We start from the raw sequence: 19,657 nt of genomic DNA on the forward strand, positions 1-19,657 counted from the left end.
CGAAAATAGCACAGGTTTGCGCTTTCGACCAGCGGGCCGGATCGGTTACCATCTTTCCTGTTCATCACATGCAGGAGAAAACCGCCGATGCTCGCGCCGCTTCCGTCAGCCAAGGCAATGGTGCCGTTTGTCAGCGTCGACAACATGATGCGGCTCGTTCACCATCTTGGGGTCGAGACCGTTCTGGCGGAGCTCACGGACGCGATCGAAGCGGATTTCCGCCGCTGGGAAAGCTTCGACAAGACACCGCGTGTCGCCAGCCACTCGCGTGACGGCGTCATCGAATTGATGCCCACGTCCGACGGCAGCGTCTATAGCTTCAAATATGTCAACGGCCACCCCAAGAACATCGCAGACGGGCTGCAGACGGTGACCGCCTTCGGCCTGCTTGCCGAAGTCTCGACCGGCTATCCGGTGCTCATCACGGAAATGACGATCCTGACGGCGCTCAGGACCGCGGCCACCTCGGCTATGGCGGCGCGCCACCTCGCGCCGAAGGGCGCGCGCACCATGGCAATGATCGGCAATGGTGCCCAGGCCGAATTCCAGGCTCTGGCGATTAAAGCCGTCTGCGGCATCGATACCGTCCGCCTTTACGACATCGATCCTCGAGCAACCGCGAAGACTGCACGCAATCTCGCCGGTTACGGTCTCGCGATCGTCTCGTGCAGCTCCGCGCAGGAGGCGATCGAGGGTGCCGAGATCATCACCACCTGCACGGCCGACAAGCAGTTCGCGACGATTCTGACCGACAACATGATCGGCGCCGGTGTCCATATTAACGCGATCGGCGGCGACTGCCCCGGCAAGACGGAGCTGCACCGCGACATCCTCAAACGCTCCGACGTCTTCGTCGAATATCCACCGCAGACCCGCATTGAGGGCGAAATCCAACAGATGGCGCCGGATTTTCCGGTGGTCGAACTCTGGAAGGTCGTCAACGGCGAGGCGCCGGGCCGGCGCGATTCGCAGCAGATCACGCTCTTCGACAGCGTCGGTTTCGCCATCGAGGATTTTTCAGCGCTTCGCTACGTGCGCGAGCGCCTCTCCGGCACGGAGTTTTACCAGAACCTCGACATGATCGCCGATCCGGACGATCCGCGCGACCTGTTCGGAATGCTGCTTCGCGCGAAGTAACGGCGGCGGTCCAACGAAAGGTTTGCCTGGGCGCTTTTCCGCCGTTGTGTGAAAGGTCGCCCGGCGCGCTACTGCTTCCCGATGCGGGATAGGGCCTCCCGTGCCTCCTCCACCAACGGATGATCGGGATGACGGCGGATGAAGCGCTCGTACGCTTCCACCGTGTTCTCCGCCTTGACTTGCTCGAATTCCGATCGGACCGCGGCCTCGTAATCCGGAGGCTTCTGCATATCAGCTCCACCTGCCTTCGCGCCGGCTGCCGCTGCCGGATGACACATTGCTGCCAATGTTACCGAGGCAAACAACGCCAGAAACCTGTGGAACGGCACCCCTTTCCTCCAATCTTATCCAACGCCTTATGACAATAGTAGGCATTGGCTCTCATCGTCGCGGACACGATCCGTGTTTTTGGACCCCGAGGCAATGGCCTCGCGCTTAGCAATTGGGAATTTCGCATGAGCGGTAGCGGTAAAACTCTCAAAACTGTAAGGGCAACCGGCAACAGCCTAATCGACGGCGTACTGTCGGGCTCGAGCTGGACCGGCACCATCACCTATGCATTCCCGACAGCGAGCAGCAGTTACACCTACGGCAACGAAAAGTCCTCCGGCTTCAATTCCATGTCGACGGCGCAGGTGAACACCGCACTGTTCGCGATGGAGCAGTCCTACGGCTCGGCGGCCAATGACGGCTTCTCCATCGAGGGCTTCACCAACGCCAACTTCGCCGCCGGCAGTGCCAGCACCGCAACTCTCCGCTTCGCGCAGTCGAACCTTCCGAAAACCGCCTATGCCTATATGCCCGGAACCTACGCTCAGGCCGGCGATGTCTGGTTCGGCACCGCTTATGCCGGCACGGTGAACGACTATCGCAATCCGGTCGCCGGCAATTACGCCTGGCACACACTGTTGCACGAGCTTGGTCACGCGCTCGGCCTGAAGCATGGCCATGAGGCGGAGGGCGCTTTTAACGCCCTGCCCAGCCAATACGACTCGATCGAGTATTCGATCATGACCTATCGAGGCTATGTCGGCGGCAACGGCTACTACTACGAACAATACGGCGCGCCGCAGACCTTCATGATGGCCGACATCGCAGCGCTCCAGGAAATGTACGGCGCCGACTTCACGACCAACAGCGGCAACACGGTCTACAAATGGACGCCGGGCAGCGGCGCCACGCTCGTCAACGGCGCGGTCGCCGTCTCGCCCGGCGCCAACCGGATCTTCGCCACCGTCTGGGATGGCGGCGGTAACGATACCTACGATCTCACGGCCTATACGACCGGGCTCAAGGTCGACCTACGGCCGGGCCAGGCCTCGACCCTCAGCATCGACCAGCTTGCCTGGCTCGGCGGCGGCTCCAACAAAGGCTTCGCCGCCGGCAACATCTTCAATGCGCTGCTCTATCATGGCGACACGCGCTCGCTGATCGAGAACGTCAAGGGTGGCTCGGCCGGAGACTTGATCACCGGTAACCAGGCCGCCAACAGCTTATGGGGCTACGGCGGCAACGATGCACTGAATGGCGATTCCGGCAATGACGCCCTTTATGGCGGAATCGGTAACGATACGCTCTATGGCAGTGCGGGCAACGACGCCCTTTTCGGCGAATCGGGCAACGACCTGCTCTATGGGGGCGCCGGAGCAGATCGTCTGACTGGCGGCGCCGGAGCCGACCGCTTCGTGTTCAAGGCACTTTCGGAGTCGTCCGTCGCGACCTCAGGTCGCGATACGATCTACGACTTTCTGCCCTCGGAAGCGGACAGGATCGATCTTTCCGTCATCGATGCCAACACGAAAGTCTCCGGCGATCAGGCATTTGCATTCATCGGCACGGCGGCGTTCAATGGTGCGGCGGGTCAGGTCCGATACGTGAAGCAGGCCTCCGATACCTACATCTATGGTGACGTCAACGGCGATAAGGTGGCGGATTTCGCCATACATCTGGACGACGCCGTCACCCTGCAAAAAGGCTATTTTGTCCTGTAGTAGGCGATACGCCTGGACGCCGCTCCAATCCGGCCTGCTACCCCGTTGTGACCACAAGCAAAGGAAGGGAATATCCCTAAGGGCGGCCGCGCCTCTTAGAGCGGTTCCGGTTTTGAGTGAATCGGAAGGGATTCCGTTATCGGTTTTGTGATTCAAGATGCTGGCTGGAGCGGAGGTCAGCATCCGATGCCGCGACCTCTTTCGTGGCGGTTCCTGCGCGGCGAGGGGGCTGCGGTTCAAACCACTGTTCACCCTTGAGCGGCCTCTGCCGATGCTGCCCGCCGGCGCTGCTGGCAGCCCGGCGATGCGTTGCCCATAGAATTTTCGCCTTCGTTTCTCAGAGAAGCACAGGCGATCCTCATTATTTTCGTAAATAAGCATACACCACGGCTCAAGCCGCGCGGCATGCCGTTCCCATCGTGTAGCTCAACCGGCGAGCCACTTCGCTTGCCAGGACAGCGAGGCCGACAGGGTGAACGAGGACTGTGCGGCGGATGGTCGCGGCTGCATTTCGTCGTCCCGCTCGCCTACGCGGCCGGCAACGACGATCCTGGCGCTCGCGTTCCACTTTCGCTCTCATCCACAGGCGCGTTAACGCGCGATGGTGGCGCGTTCACACGATGTTTACGATTATAGGTTGCGATCGACGGTCGTAAGGCACGCGCAAAAGTTATTGACATATTAATCCTGCCGAATTATCACTGACGAAATTCAAAAATCGTCACTCGTCACAAAGTGGATAGAATGAGCGATCTCAAAGAAAGCGGCGTCGACGCTGCCCGGCAGGAAAACATCACGCGGATCCTCGATTCCGCGGAGCGCCTCTTCCGTCATTACGGCTATGCCAAGACGAACGTCGCCGACATCGCCCGCGATCTCGATATGTCCCCGGCCAACATCTATCGCTTCTTCGCGTCGAAGACGGAGATTCACCAGGCGCTCTGCGCCCGCATGCTGGCCGCGAACTACCAGCAAGCCTATGAGATTTCGCGTCTGCCGTTGAGCGCCACTGAGCGGCTCAGGCGCTATGCGCATGAGCAGCACAAGCTCACGGTCGAGACCATGCTCGACGAAGAGAAGGTCCACGAGATGGTCATCGTGGCGATCGAGCGGGAATGGCACGTCATCGAAAAGCACATCGATCGCGTCGATCAGCTCCTGGCCGAGATCATCCGCGAGGGCATCAAGGCCGGCGAATTCGCCGATCAGGATCCGGAGGTCGCCGCCCGGTGCTTCGATGCCAGCCTGATAACCCTCTGTCATCCGCAGATGGTGGCGCAATGTCTTGCGAAGCAGAACCGCGCGACGCCCGACGAGCTAATCGAATTCGCGATCAAAGCACTGAAGAAATAATCGAAGAAATACGAGCGGCCGCGCCACGAGCCGCCACGCAGGGAGTACGAACGATGTTTTCACCGAAGCCCTTCAACCGGCCGTTCGTCGCCAATCTCCTGGCCCTCGTCGCCCTTGGCGCCGTTCTTGCCGGCTGCTCGGAAGAAAAGGTCGAGACCAAGGAGATCGTCCGTCCGGTGAAGGTGGTGGAGATTTCCACGGCGGGGCAAGCGCGCGCGCTCGACTATTCGGGTTCGGTGAAGGCGCGCACGGAAATGAACCTCGGCTTCCGCGTCGCGGGCAAGATTACCGAACGGCTCGTCAATATCGGCGACCGGGTGAAGCCCGGCGATCTTCTGGCACGCATCGATCCCTCCGACTTCGAGCTCGCGGTGAAGAGCGCCGAGGCGAGCCTGCTCGCCGCCGAGACGCAGGTGCAGACGGCGGCGCTCGCCAAGAGCCGGGCCGAACAGCTCTTCGGCAAGGCATTCTCTTCCAAGGCGCAGCTCGACCAGGCGACGCTCGCCTATGACCAGGCGGTCTCCACGCGCGACGCCGCGGCGTCGTCTCTCAGCCAGGCGAAGAACCAGGTGGCCTATACGGATTTGAAATCCGACCAGAACGGCATCGTGACCGCCATCAATGCCGATATCGGCCAGGTCGTCGGCACGGGCACGCCGGTCGTGACCGTCGCGGTCGACGGCGAGAAGGAGGTCGAAATCGCCGTGCCGGAGATGGATATTGCCGAGTTTAAGCCGGGCAAGCCGGTCAGAGCGCGCTTCTGGTCGAACGACGCGCTCGTCGTCGACGGCCACGTGCGCGAGGTCTCCGGCAGCGCCGACCAGCGTTCGCGTACCTTTTCCGTGCGCGTCAGCCTGCCCAACGACGAGCGCGTGCTCCTCGGCATGACGGCGACGGTCGAGACCGCTGCCGCCAATTCGCAGCCGCTCGTTTCCATTCCGTTGAGCGCACTTGCGCAGAAGGACGGCAAGGACATCGTCTGGGTCGTCGACCGCAACGCCTCGACCGTGCATGCGCGCGGGATCGAGCTCGCGGATTTCGCCGACGACGGCGTACGCGTCACCGGCGGCCTTCAGCCCGGTGATCTCGTCGTTGCCGTCGGCACGCAGTTCATGTCGGAAGACCTGAAGGTGAAGCTGCCTGCAATCGCCGGGCCGTCGGCCGAGCAGCAGTCCGCCCGCGCCGAAACGCACGAAATCGTGCGCTAACCCCCCTCATAAAAAACGGAACGACGGCCATGAACGCCTCCACCGGGGACAAGAAACCGTTCAACCTTTCGCGCTGGGCGATCGGCCATCCAAGCATCGCGCGTTTCCTGTTCGGGCTGATCATCATCACCGGCGCGCTCGGTCTCGTCCGCATGGGCCAGCGCGAAGACCCGGAATTCACCTTCCGCACGATGGTGGTCCAGGCCGTCTGGCCGGGTGCATCGATCGAGGAGATGCAGGACCAGGTCGTCAACAAGATCGAGACGAAGCTGCAGGAGACGCCGCACCTCGATTTCGTCCGCTCCTATACGCGCGCCGGCAGCGCCATCATCACCGTGCAGATCGAGGGCGACACCGATGCCGACGACGTAGCCGACGCCTTTTACCAGGTACGCAAGAAGGTGGGCGATATCGCGGGCGAGCTGCCGGAGGGCTTGCTCGGCCCCTATTTCAACGACGAGTTCGGCGACACCTTCATTACGCTGCACGCGATCAGCGGCGACGGCTACAGCTATCCGGAATTGAAGCGCTTCGCGATCGAAGGCCGCGACATGCTCCTGACCACGCCCGGCGTCGAGAAGGTGGTCATCCTCGGCGATCAGCCGCAGAAGATCTACATCGACGTCTCCTCCAAGGCGCTCGCCGAACGCGGCTTGACGCTCAGCGACCTGCGCAACACCATTTCAGGGCAGAACAATGTCGATTACGCCGGCGCCGTCGATACCGGCACGCGCTCGGTGCGCATCTCCGTCGACGGCGGCGTTGCCCGGGCCGACGATATTCGCGAACTGCGCCTGCGGGCGGGCGACGCGACCATCCGCCTTGGCGATATCGCGACCGTGACCTCGGGCCTCGAAGACCCCTTTTCGCGCAAATTCCGTTTCAACGGGCATGACAGCGTGCAGATCGGCGTGGTCATGGCCAAGGGCTTCAAGGTCACCGATGTCGGCAAGGCGGTGGAGGCGACCTATGAGCGCTTCGAGTCCTCGCTGCCCTACGGCGTCTCGGTCGACCAGATCTCCAACCAGCCGGAGGTGGTCACCGAGGCGATCAGCGAGTTCAGCCATGCGCTCATCGAGGCGCTCATCATCGTCCTCGTAGTCTCCTTCCTGTCGATCGGCTGGCGCTCGGGCCTGGTGATTGCGATCGCCATACCGCTGGTGCTCGCCGCCACCTTCGCCATCATGTACGAGCTCGGCATTGACCTGCAGCGCATCTCACTGGGTGCCCTCATCATCGCGCTCGGCCTGCTTGTCGACGACGCGATGATCGTCGTCGAGCTGATGGAGCGCAAGCTCGAGGAAGGGCTCGTCAAGATCGAAGCGGCGAGCTTCGCCTATTCCTCGACCGCCTTCCCGATGCTGACCGGCACGCTGATCACGACCGCCGGCTTCATCCCGGTCGGCTTTGCGGAATCGACCGCCGGCGAATATGTGCGCTCGCTCTTCTATGTCGTCGGCATCGCGCTCGTCGTGTCCTGGTTCGTGGCCGTCTATTTCACGCCCTGGCTTGGCTACATGATCCTGAAGCAGCGCCACCATGCGGGCAGCCACCACGACGTCTTCGATACCCGTTTCTACCGTCGCCTCCGGGCAACCGTCGGCTGGGCGGTCCGCCACCGCGTCGTCGTCCTCGTCATGACGCTCGCGGCCTTCATGACGAGCCTCTGGGCCTTCCAGTTCATCCCAAAGAACTTCTTCCCGCAGTCCTCCCGCCCTGAAATCCTCGTCGATCTCTGGCTTCCGGAGGGGACGAGCGTGAAGGAAGTCGAGAAACAGGCCAAGGCGCTCGAGGCGCGCATGATGGGCGACGAGGACAAGCGCTTCATCGCCACCTACATCGGCGAAGGCGCGCCGCGCTTCTTCCTGCCCCTCGACCAGCAGCTTCGCAACCCGAACTTCGCCCAGCTCCTCGTCATGGCGAAGGACGAGCCGGCCCGCGAGCGGCTAATCGTCAAGCTGCGCACGATTCTCGCCGAGGACTTCCCCTCGATCCGCGCCAAGGTCGACCGCCTGTTCCTTGGCCCCCCGACCGGCTGGCCGGTGCAGCTTCGGGTGATGGGACCGGATCGCCAGGAAGTGCGCCGCATCGCCGACGAGGTGAAGGCGAAGTTCCACGACAACCCGCTGCTCGGCGCTGTCCACGACGACTGGCTGGAGCAGGTGCCGGCGATGAAGCTCACGATCGACCAGGATCGCGCCCGCGCGCTCGGCGTCACCTCGCAGCGCATCCGCCAGATGCTGCAGGCGGCAATGTCCGGCGTACCGCTCGACGATTTCCGCGACGGCGAAGAGACGGTCTCGATCGTCGCGCGGGAACCGGACGGCAACCGCCAACTGCTCTCGGCCGTCAACTCGGTCTATGTGCCGACGGACTTCGGCGGTTTCGTGCCCGTGTCGCAGGTCGCCAAGGTCGTGCCCGTTATGGAACAGGGCATCGAGTGGCGGCGCGATCGCCTGCCGACAATCACCGTGCGCGCGACGCTGCCGGACGGTGTGCAATCGAACGACGTGACGATGAAGCTCTACAACGAGCTCAAGTCCCTGCGGGACGGACTTGCGCCCGGCTACAAGGTCGAGATCCAGGGCGGCGCCGAAGACAGTGCCGAGAGCCAGGCATCGATCGCTGCCAAGGCGCCGATCATGCTCGTCGTCATCGTCATCCTGCTGATGGCGCAGCTCCAGCATTTCGGCAAGTCGATGCTGGTGCTGGCGACTGGCCCGCTCGGCATCATCGGCGCGGCCGCGGCGCTCTTGATCAGCGGCGCGCCCTTCGGCTTCGTCGCCATCCTGGGCGTCATCGCGCTGCTCGGCATCATCATCCGCAACTCGATCATCCTCGTCGACCAGATCGATCAGGATATAGCCGCCGGGATGGAGCGTTCCGAGGCGATCGTTGGCGCGGCGGTGCGTCGCTTCCGACCGATCGTGCTCACGGCACTGACGGCCGTGCTCGCGCTGATCCCGATCTCGCGCGGCGTATTCTGGGGGCCGCTCGCCTACGCCATGATGGGCGGCATCCTGGTTGCGACTGTCCTGACGATCCTGGTGCTTCCGGCCGGTTATGCCCTGTTCTTCGGCAAGGAACCGAAGGCGCGCAAGCCGGAGCCGGAAGAGGCGCCGCTGCAGGCGCAACCGGACGAAGAAGATCGCGAGGCTTACCCGGCGCCCCTCGCGGCGGAATGAGCTGCGTGAGCGACGACGCGCCGGCCGGACAGGTCCCGGCCCGCGCGTCCCGGTCCAGGCGCAAAAGCGCCCGCGCATCTCACGTCATCAGCTTGGGCAAGCCCGCTGCCAAGGCGTCAATGGCAAGACGGGCCTTCAGCGGCAGGTGCGGCGTCCGCGTCCACAATGCATAGTTGTCGAAAACGTGACCCGGCTGATCCGGAAGCAACGGGATGAGTGCGCCTGCCTGGATGCGCTCGCGGATCAACCAGGACGGGAGCCAGGCGAGACCGTGGCCGGCGGTCGCGGCATCGGCAATTGCATCGAGGTCGTCGAGCCGCAATCTGCCTATTAGGGTAACCTCCACGGGGGGCTGGCCATCGCGCGGAAACAGCCATGGAAGAACCCATCCCGGCCGGCTGTAGATGATGGCGTGATGCCTTTCCAGATCCTCCAGCCCCCGCGGCCGGCCATGCATCTCGACATAGGAAGGCGACGCGCAGACGATCATGCGATGGCGCGCGATGCGGCGTGCCATCGTCCCGGCCCTGTCCTCCAGACTGCCGGTCCGGACGGCAAGGTCAAACCCATCCTCCACCAGGTCGACGATGCGGTCGGCAAACGACAGTTCAAGTTCGAGCGAAGGGTACTGTCTTGCAAAGTCGAGCAGGATCGGGGCAATGCATCGCCGGCCCAGGAGCGCCGGTATTGTCACGCGCAGTCTTCCGCGTGGTTCGGAAACTTGCTCCGCCACGAGAGCGTCGGCAGCCTCTGCTTCCGCGAGCACCACCCGGCAACGTTCATAGTAGACGCGCCCGAAGTCCGTCAGGCTCTGGCGGCGCGTGGTCCGGTTGATGAGCCGCACGCCCAGGTGCTGTTCAAGAAACCGGACATGCTTGCCGACCATCGGCGCCGATAGTCCGAACACGGCCGCCGCGGCCGCAAACGAGCCCAGATCGACGGCTTTAACGAAGACGGCCATGCTTGTAAGACGATCCATGATTAAAAACTTTCAGTTCATACTGTCCTTCGCGTGGCGCTATTTATCTGCTCAATTCCGCTTGGCATAGCTTATTCCATTCATTTCGTTTGGAGTTATGCAGATGGTACGCGTTGTTCGCTTTCACGAGCATGGTGGTCCCGAGGTTTTGCGCATCGAAAACGTCGATGTTCCAGGCCCCGGTCGGGGGGAAATTCAAATCCGCGTCAAGGCGTTGGGACTGAACCGGGCCGAGGCGCTGCTGCGTTCCGGCTCCTATATCGAGACGCCGCGATTTCCCTCCGGTCTCGGGCTAGAGGCAGCGGGCGTCGTCGAGACGGTCGGGGAGGGTGTGGACGCATTCACGCCGGGCGACTCCGTTAGCGTCGTGCCGCCTCTATCGATGGTCCGGTGGCCCGCCTATGGCGAGTTTGCCACGTTTCCCGCCGAACTCGCGGTAAAGCACCCGCCATCACTTAGTTGGGAAGCGGCCGCAGCCGTCTGGATGCAATATCTCACCGCCTATGGTGCGCTGATCGATATCGCCAAGCTTGGCCAAGGGGACTTTGTCGCCATCACCGCGGCATCGAGCAGTGTCGGGCTGGCCGCGATCCAGATCGCCAATATGGTCGGTGCGACCCCGATCGCAGTGACGCGAACGTCCGGCAAGAAGCAGGCCTTGCTTGCATCCGGCGCCACCCATGTCATCGCTTCCGCCGAGGAAGACCTGGAAGCCGGGCTGAAGGAAATCGCCGGTCCGCAGGGCGTACGGGTCGTGTTCGACCCGGTCGGCGGCCCGATATTCGAGCCGTTGACAGCCGCCATGTCACGAGGCGGCATTCTCATCGAATATGGCGGATTGAGCCCCGAGCCGACGCCCTTCCCGCTGTTCACTGCGCTCAGCAAGAGCCTGACGCTGCGCGGCTACCTCGTCCACGAGATCACCAGTGATCCGAAGCGGCTGGAGGCGGCAAAAGCGTTCATCATCGAGGGGTTGCTGTCGGGATCGCTTCAACCGGTGATCGCCAGGACCTTTCCGTTCGACCAGATCGTTGAGGCGCATCGGTTCATGGAGTCCAATGAACAGTTTGGCAAGATCATCGTCACGTTTGAGTGATCACGGCTCTTCCCGCTGATCGGATGGCCCCCGAATAACCCATAAAAACCGTGCGTTGCGGGATTTCTTGAATCGGCTTCGATTTGCGAGTAAAATTACGTCAGCAATTCAAAGCGTTACAGCGATCGTGCGATCTGAAACGAGCGCAGCTGCAACGTGAGGCGCGCGCGAGTGGTGACGCTTTGTCAAGCTTCATACGTGGAGGTTGTCATGCCCAACACTCTGATGGCAGGAAGAAGAGCCCAGGACTGGGTGAATCTGGTCTTGGCGGTGTGCCTGTTTCTTTCTCCCTGGGTCATCGGGTTCGTAGCTGAACCCACTCCGACCTGGAACGCCTGGATCGTCGGCATTGTGCTCGGCGCCCTGGCGATCGCAACCCTTTCGGCCTTCGCCGAATGGGAGGAATGGGCCAATATGGTGATCGGCCTGTGGTTGATCGTTTCTCCCTGGCTGCTCGGCTTCATGGCGAATGTCAACGCGATGTGGACGCACGTCATTCTTGGCGTGCTCGTCGCCGCGATCTCCGCCTGGGCGGTCTGGGACTATCGTCACCACTCGCACGCCTAGAGCATTTTGCAGTCAGGTGGAATCACTTGACGTAGCACAAATGCGACAGACACAAAGGATAGAGCGGCGGCGCGAACGCATGTGAGCGCATCCGCTCTAGATCACCGCGGTTTCGGTCTCGGGCCGAAAGCGTCTATTCTCTAAGAACTTGAGCGGGAGGAAACGGAACCGCTCTCCTCCCGCTTAAAGGACGCTGCCTCCGTAAAGACGCGAGCGTCGCTCTTTGATGACCCGCCTGAAAAGCGCTTGCTGGGCTATCCCGCCGCCCGCTCTTCTTGTGGCGCCTCCGTGTCCGGGACCCCGAGTTCGCGACGTTCGCGTTCGGTTTCGATCGCGAGGTCGAGCACCTTCTGCAGGTCGGCGGCATGGCGGAAGCCGGGCTCGGCGGCGTGGCCAGCCCTCACCGCCTCGACGAAGCGCTGGTAGTTGGTCGGTACTGTGCCGGCATCAACCGTCCGCCATTTGGCCTTTTCGACATCAGGCCCCAGGCAGGCGCGCAGGCTGGAGCCGTCCGGAGTATGGATCACTTCCAAGGCTCCCTTGTCGCCATGGAGACGCAGCCGCAATTCGTTGAGATGTCCGGTCGCCCACCGGCTCGCATGAATGACGCCCATTGCGCCGTTTTCGAATTCCGCCGTCATCGCGAAGCTGTCATTGGCATCGAGATCGTACTCGCCGATCCGGTTACCGGGCGCCTTGTCGAAGGCTTTGAGGCGAGCGAACACCCGTTCCACCGAACTGGCGGCGCCGTAGCCGGCGAAGTCGAGAATGTGGATGCCGACATCCCCGAGCACGCCGTTCGAGCCGTGCTTCGTCGACAGGCGCCAGAGCCATTTCGATTCGCTTGCCCAGTCGCCCCAGGCCCTCGACACCAGCCAGCTCTGGAGATAGGAGGCCTCGATATGGCGCACCCGGCCAATCTGGTCAGTGAGCACGAGTTCGCGCGCCTTCTGCAGCGGTGCGACATTGCGATAGGTCAGATTGACCATGGTGATGAGGCCGGCGCGCTCGGCCGCGGCTGCCATCTCGGCGGCCTTCTCGTAGTTTTCCGCCAGCGGCTTTTCGCACAGCACATGCTTGCCGGCAGCAATGAGAGCCAGCGTCGTCGGGTGATGCGCCTTGTCGGGCGTCACGTTCGTCGCCGCGTCGAACTTTCCCCAGGCGATCGCCTCGTCGAGCGACGCGAAGGTGTGCTCGATGCCGTGCTGGGCTGCGAAGACCTTGGCGCGGGTGGGGTCGACATCGACGGCGCCGACCATTTCGACGCCTTCGATCTCAGCAAAAGCTTTCGCATGGCTGTTGGCCATGCCGCCGGTTCCGAGAATGAGCAAACGCATGGCAATCCCTCATCTATATCCAGCTTCGCCGGCCCGGTGCAGTTTCGGGCCACGCTCGACGATCGGCTCCAGCGCCTTCTCCACCGGCACGTTCGGCGCCTCATGGATCGCCCGGTAGGTGCCCTGCGGGTTATGTGCCCATTTCACCGCGTTGCGCAGGACGTGGTGCACCGTCGCGTCGTGATAGGTCGGATAGGTTTCGTGGCCGGGGCGGAAGTAGAAGATATTGCCGGCGCCGCGCCGCCAGGTAAGCCCGGAGCGAAACACCTCGCCGCCGGCAAACCACGAAATGAAGACCGTCTCCAGCGGCTCCGGCACGGAGAATTGTTCGCCATACATCTCCTCGTGCTCGATGACGAAATGCTCGCCGAGACCCTCGGCGATCGGGTGGCGCGGATTGACGACCCAGACGCGTTCACGCTCGCCCGCCTCGCGCCACTTTAGCGCGCAGGGCGTGCCCATCAGGCGCTTGAACACTTTGGAGAAATGGCCGGAATGGAGGACGATCAGCCCCATGCCTTCCCACACACGTTTGGCGACACGTTCGACGATCTCATCGGCGACGGCACCGTGGTCCTTGTGGCCCCACCATAGGAGCACGTCGGCGGAGGCCAGCCGCTCCTCCGTCAGTCCGTGCTCCGGCTCCTGCAAGGTGGCAGTTGTCGCCTTGATTGCGGGATCGGCATTGATCGCGTTGGCGATCGTGTTGTGCATGCCGTCCGGATAGATCTCCCGAACCACTGCATTCGTTTGTTCGTGGATGTTCTCGCCCCACACGATAGCGTTGATAGGCACGGTCATTTCTCCTCGTGATTAAGCGCACCCGCCAGCGGGGTGCCTGATGTCCGTTGCTTGAAGTGTTGGCGCGGATTAAGGCCGGGACAACCACGCGGGTCCCCGCCCTTTCCTGCCCTAACGTTTAAGTCCTTGGAATGATCCGAAATCCTCCGGATCAGGCATTATCGTCAGGCCTTGTCGCGGCCGGAGGCGCCGTCGGCGCGGATGGGCAAATCGCAAATGATTTGATCTAGGCCGCACCCCGCATTTCCACGCGCCCGATCGCTCGGCCCCCTGCGTCGAAGCGGTGAACCTGGCCGGCGGCCGGCGAAAGTCTCAGCGTCTGTCCCGGTTGGTGCCTGGAGATGCCCCCCTCGCGGACGATCACCGGCTCGCCGGCACCTATATCGAGATAGACATAGCTGTCGGAACCGAGCATCTCGGAATGGATGACGGTCCCGCTCCACTCTCCTCCCTCCTCGACGATCTCCAGATGCTCCGCCCGGACGCCGATTGTCTCGGCCTTGTAAGGCTCGGCAAACGGCCCGGGGAGGAAATTCATTTTTGGCGAGCCGATGAAGCCGGCAACGAAGATCGAGTTCGGCTTCTCGTAAAGCTCCAGCGGCGTGCCGATCTGCTCGACGAGCCCGTCCCTCAGGACACAGATCCGGTCGGCGAGCGTCATCGCCTCGACCTGGTCATGGGTGACGTAGATCATCGTCGTCTTGTGCATGCTGCGGTGAAGCTTGGCGATTTCGAGGCGGGTAGCTACGCGCAGCGCCGCGTCGAGATTGGAAAGCGGCTCGTCGAAGAGGAAGACCTTCGGATCGCGCACGATCGCCCGGCCGATCGCCACGCGCTGGCGCTGGCCGCCCGAGAGCTGGCGCGGCAGGCGCTCAAGATAAGGCGTAAGCTGCAGCATTTCCGCCGCCGCCTCCACACGCTTCCTGCATTGCTCCTTGTCCTTGCCGGCAAGCTGCATGCCGAAGGCCATATTCTCGAAAACGGTCATATGCGGATAGAGCGCATAGGACTGGAAGACCATGGCGATGCCGCGTTTCGACGGTACGAGATGGTTGACGACCTTGCCGTCGAAGGAAAGCGTGCCCGAGGTGATCTCCTCCAACCCCGCGATCAGCCGCAGCAGGGTCGACTTGCCGCAGCCGGAGGGGCCGACGAAGACCATGAACTCACCCGCCCGGATGTCCATGCTGACACCCTTGATGACGTCGAAGGCGCCGAAGGACTTGCGGATATCGCGCAATTGCAGCTCTGCCATTTTCCTCTCCTAACCTTTGACGCCGCCGGCCGTGAGACCGGAAATGATCCGCCGCTGAAAGATCAGCACCAGGATGACCAGCGGCACGGTGACGATCACCGAGGCGGCCATGATGTTGCCCCAGGGAATTTCGAAATTGCTGCTGCCGGACAGGAGCGCGATGGCGACCGGCACGGTGCGCTGCGTATTCGACGAGGTGAATGTCAGTGCGAACAGGAACTCGTTCCAGGCGGCGATGAAGGCAAGCAGGCCGGTGGTCACCAGGGCCGGCCACATCAGCGGCATGAAGACCCGCGTGATGATCACCCAGGGCGAGGCGCCGTCGACGATCGCCGCCTCCTCGATCTCGACCGGTAGGTCGCGCATGAAGGTGGTCAGGACCCAGACCGTGAACGGCAGGGTGAAGATCATGTAGGAAAAGATCAGCGCGAGCGGCGTGTTGAAGATGCCGACGAAGCGGACGAGTTCGAAGAGACCCGCAAGAACTGCGATCTGCGGAAACATCGACACCGACAGGATGGTGAGAAGCAGGAGCGACCGCCCGCGGAAACGCACGCGCCCGAGCGCGTAAGCCGCCGTGATCGCAAGCAGCAGCGAAATGGCGACGACCGACGTCGCGACCATGAGCGAGTTCCCGAGGTTGCGAACGAAGCTGCCCTGGGAAATTACACCCGTGTAATTCGCAAGGGAGAACTCTTTCGGCCAATAGTCGACACGGAAGAGCGCCGTGCCGGATTTGAGGCTGGTCAGGATCGCGTAATAGAAGGGAAAGACCGCAATGACGATGATCGTCGCGACGAGCGCATAGAAGGCGGTCCGCCTTGCGATTGTGGAGACCATCAGCGTTCTCCTTCGAAATTGACGCGGCCGAACCACATGTAGAGAACGGTGATCGCCGCGATGATGAGAAAGAGCATGGTCGAGGCGGCCGCCCCATAGGCGAACTTGTCGAAATCGAAGAGGTTTTCGCGCGCCAGCACCGACATCGTCTTCGTCTGGACGTTGTTGGGAGTAAGCACGTAGATCAGGTCGAAGATGCGCAACGCATCGAGCATGCGGAAGATGACGGCCACCATCAGCGCCGGCCGGATCAGCGGCAGCGTCACCCGCCAGAAGACGCGGACCGGGTGAACGCCGTCGATCTTCGCCGCTTCATAGATATCACCCGGCACCATCTGCAGACCGGCGAGGATCAGGAGCGCCATGAACGGCGTCGTCTTCCACACATCGACGATCAGGACCGCAAGCATCGCCGTGTCGGGATTCGCGGTCCAGGCGATTTTCTGGCTGATCAGTCCGAGGCCGAGCAATATATCGTTGAGGATGCCGAACTGGTCGTTGAGCATCCAGGCCCACATCTTGGCCGAAACGATCGTCGGGATCGCCCAGGGGATGAGGATCGCGGCGCGGACGAGACCGCGGCCCGGGAAGTGCGCGTTCAGCACCAGCGCCACGACGAGCCCCAGCACCGTCTCGATGCTGACCGAAACAAGGGTGAATTTCAGCGTGTTCCAGACCGCGTTCCACCAGGTGGGATCCGCGAGCAGGCCCCTAAAGATCGTGCGGCCGCTCTTCAGCGTGATCCAGGAGAGATAATTGTTGAAGCCGATGAACTCTGCGCCGGCCAGATTCGTGAGCGACGCATTGGTGAAGCTGAAATAGATGGTCCTGACGAGCGGCCAGCCCGCGACGAACGCCAACACGAGAAGCGTCGGCGCCAGGAACACCCAGGCCGAGCGGACACGCTGCGCCCGCAAATCCGAACTGATGTGACTGCGCGCAAGCGCGGGCGGCGGATCCGCGACGGTAAGATCGGTCATGACTTGGCTCACCTTTGCCGTTCGGCTTTCGCCCAAGAGGTTCGTAAGGAGAGGAGGATGGCGGCGGGAGGGGCCCCCATCCTCGGCGACGCTGCAAGCGAGAAGGGAAGTGCGTAATTTCGAGCCCCTTCGCGCCCCGGGAGGGTTACCAGCTATCGCCTTTGAGCTCCGTCAGTTCGACTTCGAGCAGTTCGAGATTTTCGGCAGCGGTACCGTCGCCGGAGAGCGTGTTGTGAACGGCGCTCCAGAACTTCGAGGAGACCTCGTTGTATTTGACCTTGGCCACCGCCGACGGGCGCGGCACGGCGCTTTGGAAGATCGGCTTCCAGCTGGGCATGAACGGCTGCGCGGCGGCGATCTCGGCATCGTCATAGAGCGCAGCGAGCGTCGGAAGTTGCGAGAGCTGCAGCGCTCGCTGCTTCTGCACTTCCTTGGAGGAGAGGAACTTTACCAGCTCGATCGCCGCTTCCTGCTCGTCGGAATATTTCGACACGGCTAGATTCCAGCCGCCGAGCGTCGATGACGGCTTCTCGCCCTCGCTCGCGGTCGGAAGCGGTGCGACATCGAACTTGCCCTTGACGGCGCTGTCGTCGCCGTTTCCGAGCGCATAGGCATAGGGCCAGTTGCGCATGAAGACCGCATTGCCGGTCTGCCAGACGCCGCGCGATTCTTCTTCCTGGTAGGCAAGCACGCCCTCCGGAGCGATCGTGCCGATCCATTCCTTGACCCGATCGATGGCGGCGGCCGCCTTCTCGTTGTTGACGGAGATCGTCCCGTCCGGCTCGACGATCTGCCCGCCGCCGGAGGATTTGATCCATTCGAGCGCGTTGCAGGTCAGCCCCTCATAGGCGTTTGCCTGGAAGACAAAGCCCCAGATGTCGGCATTGCCGGCAGCGCGCTCCTTCTCCTGGATCTCCTTGGCGGTCGCCGCCAGTTCGTCCCAGGTCTTGGGAGCGGTCTTGCTGTATTTCTCAAGGAGGTCCTTGCGATAGTAGAGCGCCGGAGCGTCGGTGAAGAGCGGCAGAGCAACGAGGCGGCCATTGACCGTCTGCGACTGGATGATCGAGGGGAAGTAATCGCCGACCACATCCTTGGCCGCTTCCGTCAGGTCGACGAACTGGTCGGCGAGCTGCGGTGCCCAGATGACATCCGTCTGATAGACGTCGACATCCTTGTTTTCGGCCGCCAGCCATAGACGATACTGGCTGAATTGCTCGCTCGACGACGGCGGCATGGTGACAAGGTTGACCTTGTGCCCAGTCTGCTTCTCGAAGAGATCGAGCTGCTCGCGCATGAAATGCACGTTTTTGCCGGTGGTATTGGCCGCAAGCGAAAGTTCCGCGGCGACGGCAAGATCGACGGCGCCAAGAGCGGCGCAAAAAGTTAAGGTCCTCAGAAGCATTGTCATGTCCGGTGGCTCCTCCAAAATCCCCCACCGCTCGAAGGCTCCTCAGCAATTCGAAAGCGGTTTGGCTGGAAAAACCTGTCAGAAGCCCCAGATATTGTCAATACGCGCAAAATGGCGACCCGCAGCCTCGTTTATTTGCTGAATTTTTATCGCGTATTCATGCACTTACGATGTTCACAACTCTCCCTCGACATTTTGCCGGCAGTCGCTTGTGCGGCGTGTACTGCAGATAAATTTAAAACGATTTGGCTGGATCGCCACCGGCACAAGCCAACGGGCTGAGCGCCGCAGCGCGCCGGTTGTTCCTCAGGGCAAAGCCGTATATTCGTCATTCGGCAACGGGGTTATGGGAATAAATAGGCGCATGAAGCTCAAGGAGTTCGCCCGCCAGCTGGGCCTTTCGCCAACGACGGTCAGCCGCGCCCTGAGCGGCTATCCCGAGGTCAGCGAGAAGACCCGCAAGCGCGTCGCCGAGGAGGCCGTCCGGCTCGGCTACCGACCCAATATCAATGCGGTGCGCCTGGTCACCGGCCGCGCTGGTGCCATCGGCGTCGTGATGGGCCGGACCGGCGAATTCCATTTTGCCGAATTCATGAGTGGCATGGCGGAGCGGCTCGACGGGGAAGACATCGACATCCTCGTCAGTCCGACGACGGATCGCGATTCAAGCGACCAGGTTCCGCTCTATAGCCGCCTTGCGACCAGCGGTCGGGTCGATGCCGTGATCGTCCACTCGCCGAAGCCGAACGACGAGCGCATCGCGCTCCTGCACGAGCTCGGCTTTCCCTTCCTGCTTCACGGCCGCTCCGAGACTGACGTGCCGCATGCTTGGCTCGACATCGACAACGAGGGCGCCGTCCGGCGTGCGACCTCTCACCTGCTCGACCTCGGCCACAAGCGCATTGCGATGATCAACGGCCCGGCCGGCAGGACCTTTTCCCTCCATCGCGACAAAGGCTACCGCGACGCGCTCCAGGAGCGCGGCATTCCCTTCGATCCGCGTCTCGTTACCCACGGCCATTTCACCGACGAGCTCGGTTTTCGCTTTGCCCGGTCGTTCCTCGAGCAGTCGCCGCGGCCTACGGCCTTCGTTGCCGGCTCGATGATGACGGCGCTTGGGGTCTATCGCGCCGTGCGCTCCCGCGGGCTTGTCGTCGGGCGGGATATCTCCGTGATCGCCCACGACGACGTCTTTCCGTACCTGACGGCCGAGAACATGGTCCCTTCCCTTTCGGCAACTCGCTCCTCCATGCGGGCGGCCGGGGCACGATCGGCGGATCTCGTGCTGCAATTGCTCTCGGGACGGCCAGCGACGGAGATTCACGAACTCTGGCCGGTCGAGCTGATCCTCCGCGAATCGACCGGCCCGGCGCCCGAAGCGTGAGCGACGATTTCAAATAGAATGCCGCAGCCGGCGACTTATCTTCAGCCCGTCCAGCACGTCGGGGCCGAGTAGGTGAAAGCACTCGCCGCGCAGAATCGTCGACCTCGAACACGATCAAGGTCGCGGAAAGTCGTAG

At 62.4% G+C, this 19,657-nt stretch carries 16 protein-coding genes; 8 read left to right on the top strand and 8 right to left on the bottom strand.

The window, feature by feature from the left end:
* Positions 1-87 precede the first annotated feature (87 nt).
* Positions 88-1,137 (top strand): ornithine cyclodeaminase, encoded by a 1,050-nt coding sequence (locus AYK65_RS29805; protein WP_081162948.1) that lies wholly within the window; start codon positions 88-90, stop codon positions 1,135-1,137.
* 68 nt (positions 1,138-1,205) lie between these two features.
* On the opposite strand, the gene AYK65_RS32210 is transcribed toward AYK65_RS29805, so the two are convergent.
* Entirely contained in the window at positions 1,206-1,367 is a 162-nt protein-coding gene (locus AYK65_RS32210) for a hypothetical protein (protein ID WP_139015685.1), read from the bottom strand.
* Between the two features lie 225 nt (positions 1,368-1,592).
* Here AYK65_RS32210 and AYK65_RS29815 point away from each other — a divergent pair, with 225 nt between their 5' ends.
* The 4 genes from AYK65_RS29815 to AYK65_RS29830 all read left to right on the top strand — a co-directional run bounded on the left by AYK65_RS29815 (position 1,593) and on the right by AYK65_RS29830 (position 8,874).
* Positions 1,593-3,128 (top strand): M10 family metallopeptidase C-terminal domain-containing protein, encoded by a 1,536-nt coding sequence (locus tag AYK65_RS29815; RefSeq protein ID WP_081163115.1) that lies wholly within the window; start codon positions 1,593-1,595, stop codon positions 3,126-3,128.
* 744 nt (positions 3,129-3,872) lie between these two features.
* Positions 3,873-4,481 (top strand): TetR/AcrR family transcriptional regulator, encoded by a 609-nt coding sequence (locus AYK65_RS29820; protein WP_046117575.1) that lies wholly within the window; start codon positions 3,873-3,875, stop codon positions 4,479-4,481.
* Between the two features lie 53 nt (positions 4,482-4,534).
* Positions 4,535-5,689, top strand: a complete 1,155-nt coding sequence (locus AYK65_RS29825; protein WP_081162953.1) for an efflux RND transporter periplasmic adaptor subunit — start codon at positions 4,535-4,537, stop codon at positions 5,687-5,689.
* 29 nt (positions 5,690-5,718) lie between these two features.
* Positions 5,719-8,874: an efflux RND transporter permease subunit gene (locus AYK65_RS29830; protein WP_081162956.1), complete on the top strand. Its 3,156-nt coding sequence runs from the start codon at positions 5,719-5,721 to the stop codon at positions 8,872-8,874.
* A 79-nt stretch (positions 8,875-8,953) separates the two neighbouring features.
* Here the strand turns inward: AYK65_RS29830 and AYK65_RS29835 are convergent, their stop codons facing one another.
* A complete protein-coding gene (locus AYK65_RS29835) occupies positions 8,954-9,853 on the bottom strand; it encodes a LysR family transcriptional regulator (protein WP_081162958.1) in 900 nt (299 codons plus the stop codon).
* Positions 9,854-9,956: 103 nt separating this feature from the next.
* On the opposite strand from AYK65_RS29835, the gene AYK65_RS29840 reads away from it, so the two are divergent.
* Both AYK65_RS29840 and AYK65_RS29845 read left to right on the top strand, forming a co-directional pair.
* Positions 9,957-10,949 (top strand): zinc-dependent alcohol dehydrogenase family protein, encoded by a 993-nt coding sequence (locus AYK65_RS29840; RefSeq protein WP_046117571.1) that lies wholly within the window; start codon positions 9,957-9,959, stop codon positions 10,947-10,949.
* 210 nt (positions 10,950-11,159) lie between these two features.
* Positions 11,160-11,516, top strand: coding sequence for an SPW repeat protein (locus AYK65_RS29845; RefSeq protein WP_026614644.1), 357 nt, complete (start codon positions 11,160-11,162; stop codon positions 11,514-11,516).
* Between the two features lie 254 nt (positions 11,517-11,770).
* On the opposite strand, the gene AYK65_RS29850 is transcribed toward AYK65_RS29845, so the two are convergent.
* The 6 genes from AYK65_RS29850 to AYK65_RS29875 all read right to left on the bottom strand — a co-directional run bounded on the left by AYK65_RS29850 (position 11,771) and on the right by AYK65_RS29875 (position 18,137).
* Entirely contained in the window at positions 11,771-12,853 is a 1,083-nt protein-coding gene (locus AYK65_RS29850; protein WP_026614645.1) for a Gfo/Idh/MocA family protein, read from the bottom strand.
* 9 nt (positions 12,854-12,862) lie between these two features.
* Positions 12,863-13,648 carry a ThuA domain-containing protein gene (locus AYK65_RS29855; RefSeq protein WP_026614646.1) on the bottom strand — a complete coding sequence of 262 codons (786 nt, stop codon included), beginning with the start codon at positions 13,646-13,648 and terminating at the stop codon, positions 12,863-12,865.
* Between the two features lie 232 nt (positions 13,649-13,880).
* Positions 13,881-14,909, bottom strand: coding sequence for an ABC transporter ATP-binding protein (locus AYK65_RS29860; RefSeq protein WP_046117570.1), 1,029 nt, complete (start codon positions 14,907-14,909; stop codon positions 13,881-13,883).
* Between the two features lie 9 nt (positions 14,910-14,918).
* Positions 14,919-15,749, bottom strand: coding sequence for a carbohydrate ABC transporter permease (locus tag AYK65_RS29865; RefSeq protein ID WP_026614648.1), 831 nt, complete (start codon positions 15,747-15,749; stop codon positions 14,919-14,921).
* Positions 15,749-16,729 carry a carbohydrate ABC transporter permease gene (locus AYK65_RS29870; protein WP_026614649.1) on the bottom strand — a complete coding sequence of 327 codons (981 nt, stop codon included), beginning with the start codon at positions 16,727-16,729 and terminating at the stop codon, positions 15,749-15,751. The genes AYK65_RS29865 and AYK65_RS29870 overlap by 1 nt, the downstream gene beginning before the upstream one ends.
* 145 nt (positions 16,730-16,874) lie before the next feature.
* A complete protein-coding gene (locus AYK65_RS29875; RefSeq protein WP_051440491.1) occupies positions 16,875-18,137 on the bottom strand; it encodes an ABC transporter substrate-binding protein in 1,263 nt (420 codons plus the stop codon).
* A 364-nt stretch (positions 18,138-18,501) separates the two neighbouring features.
* On the opposite strand from AYK65_RS29875, the gene AYK65_RS29880 reads away from it, so the two are divergent.
* Positions 18,502-19,521 carry a substrate-binding domain-containing protein gene (locus AYK65_RS29880; RefSeq protein ID WP_046117568.1) on the top strand — a complete coding sequence of 340 codons (1,020 nt, stop codon included), beginning with the start codon at positions 18,502-18,504 and terminating at the stop codon, positions 19,519-19,521.
* The last annotated feature ends 136 nt before the right edge of the window (positions 19,522-19,657 follow it).

The organism is Ensifer aridi (genome assembly GCF_002078505.1).
GTDB classification, from domain to species: Bacteria; Pseudomonadota; Alphaproteobacteria; order Rhizobiales; family Rhizobiaceae; genus Sinorhizobium; species Sinorhizobium aridi.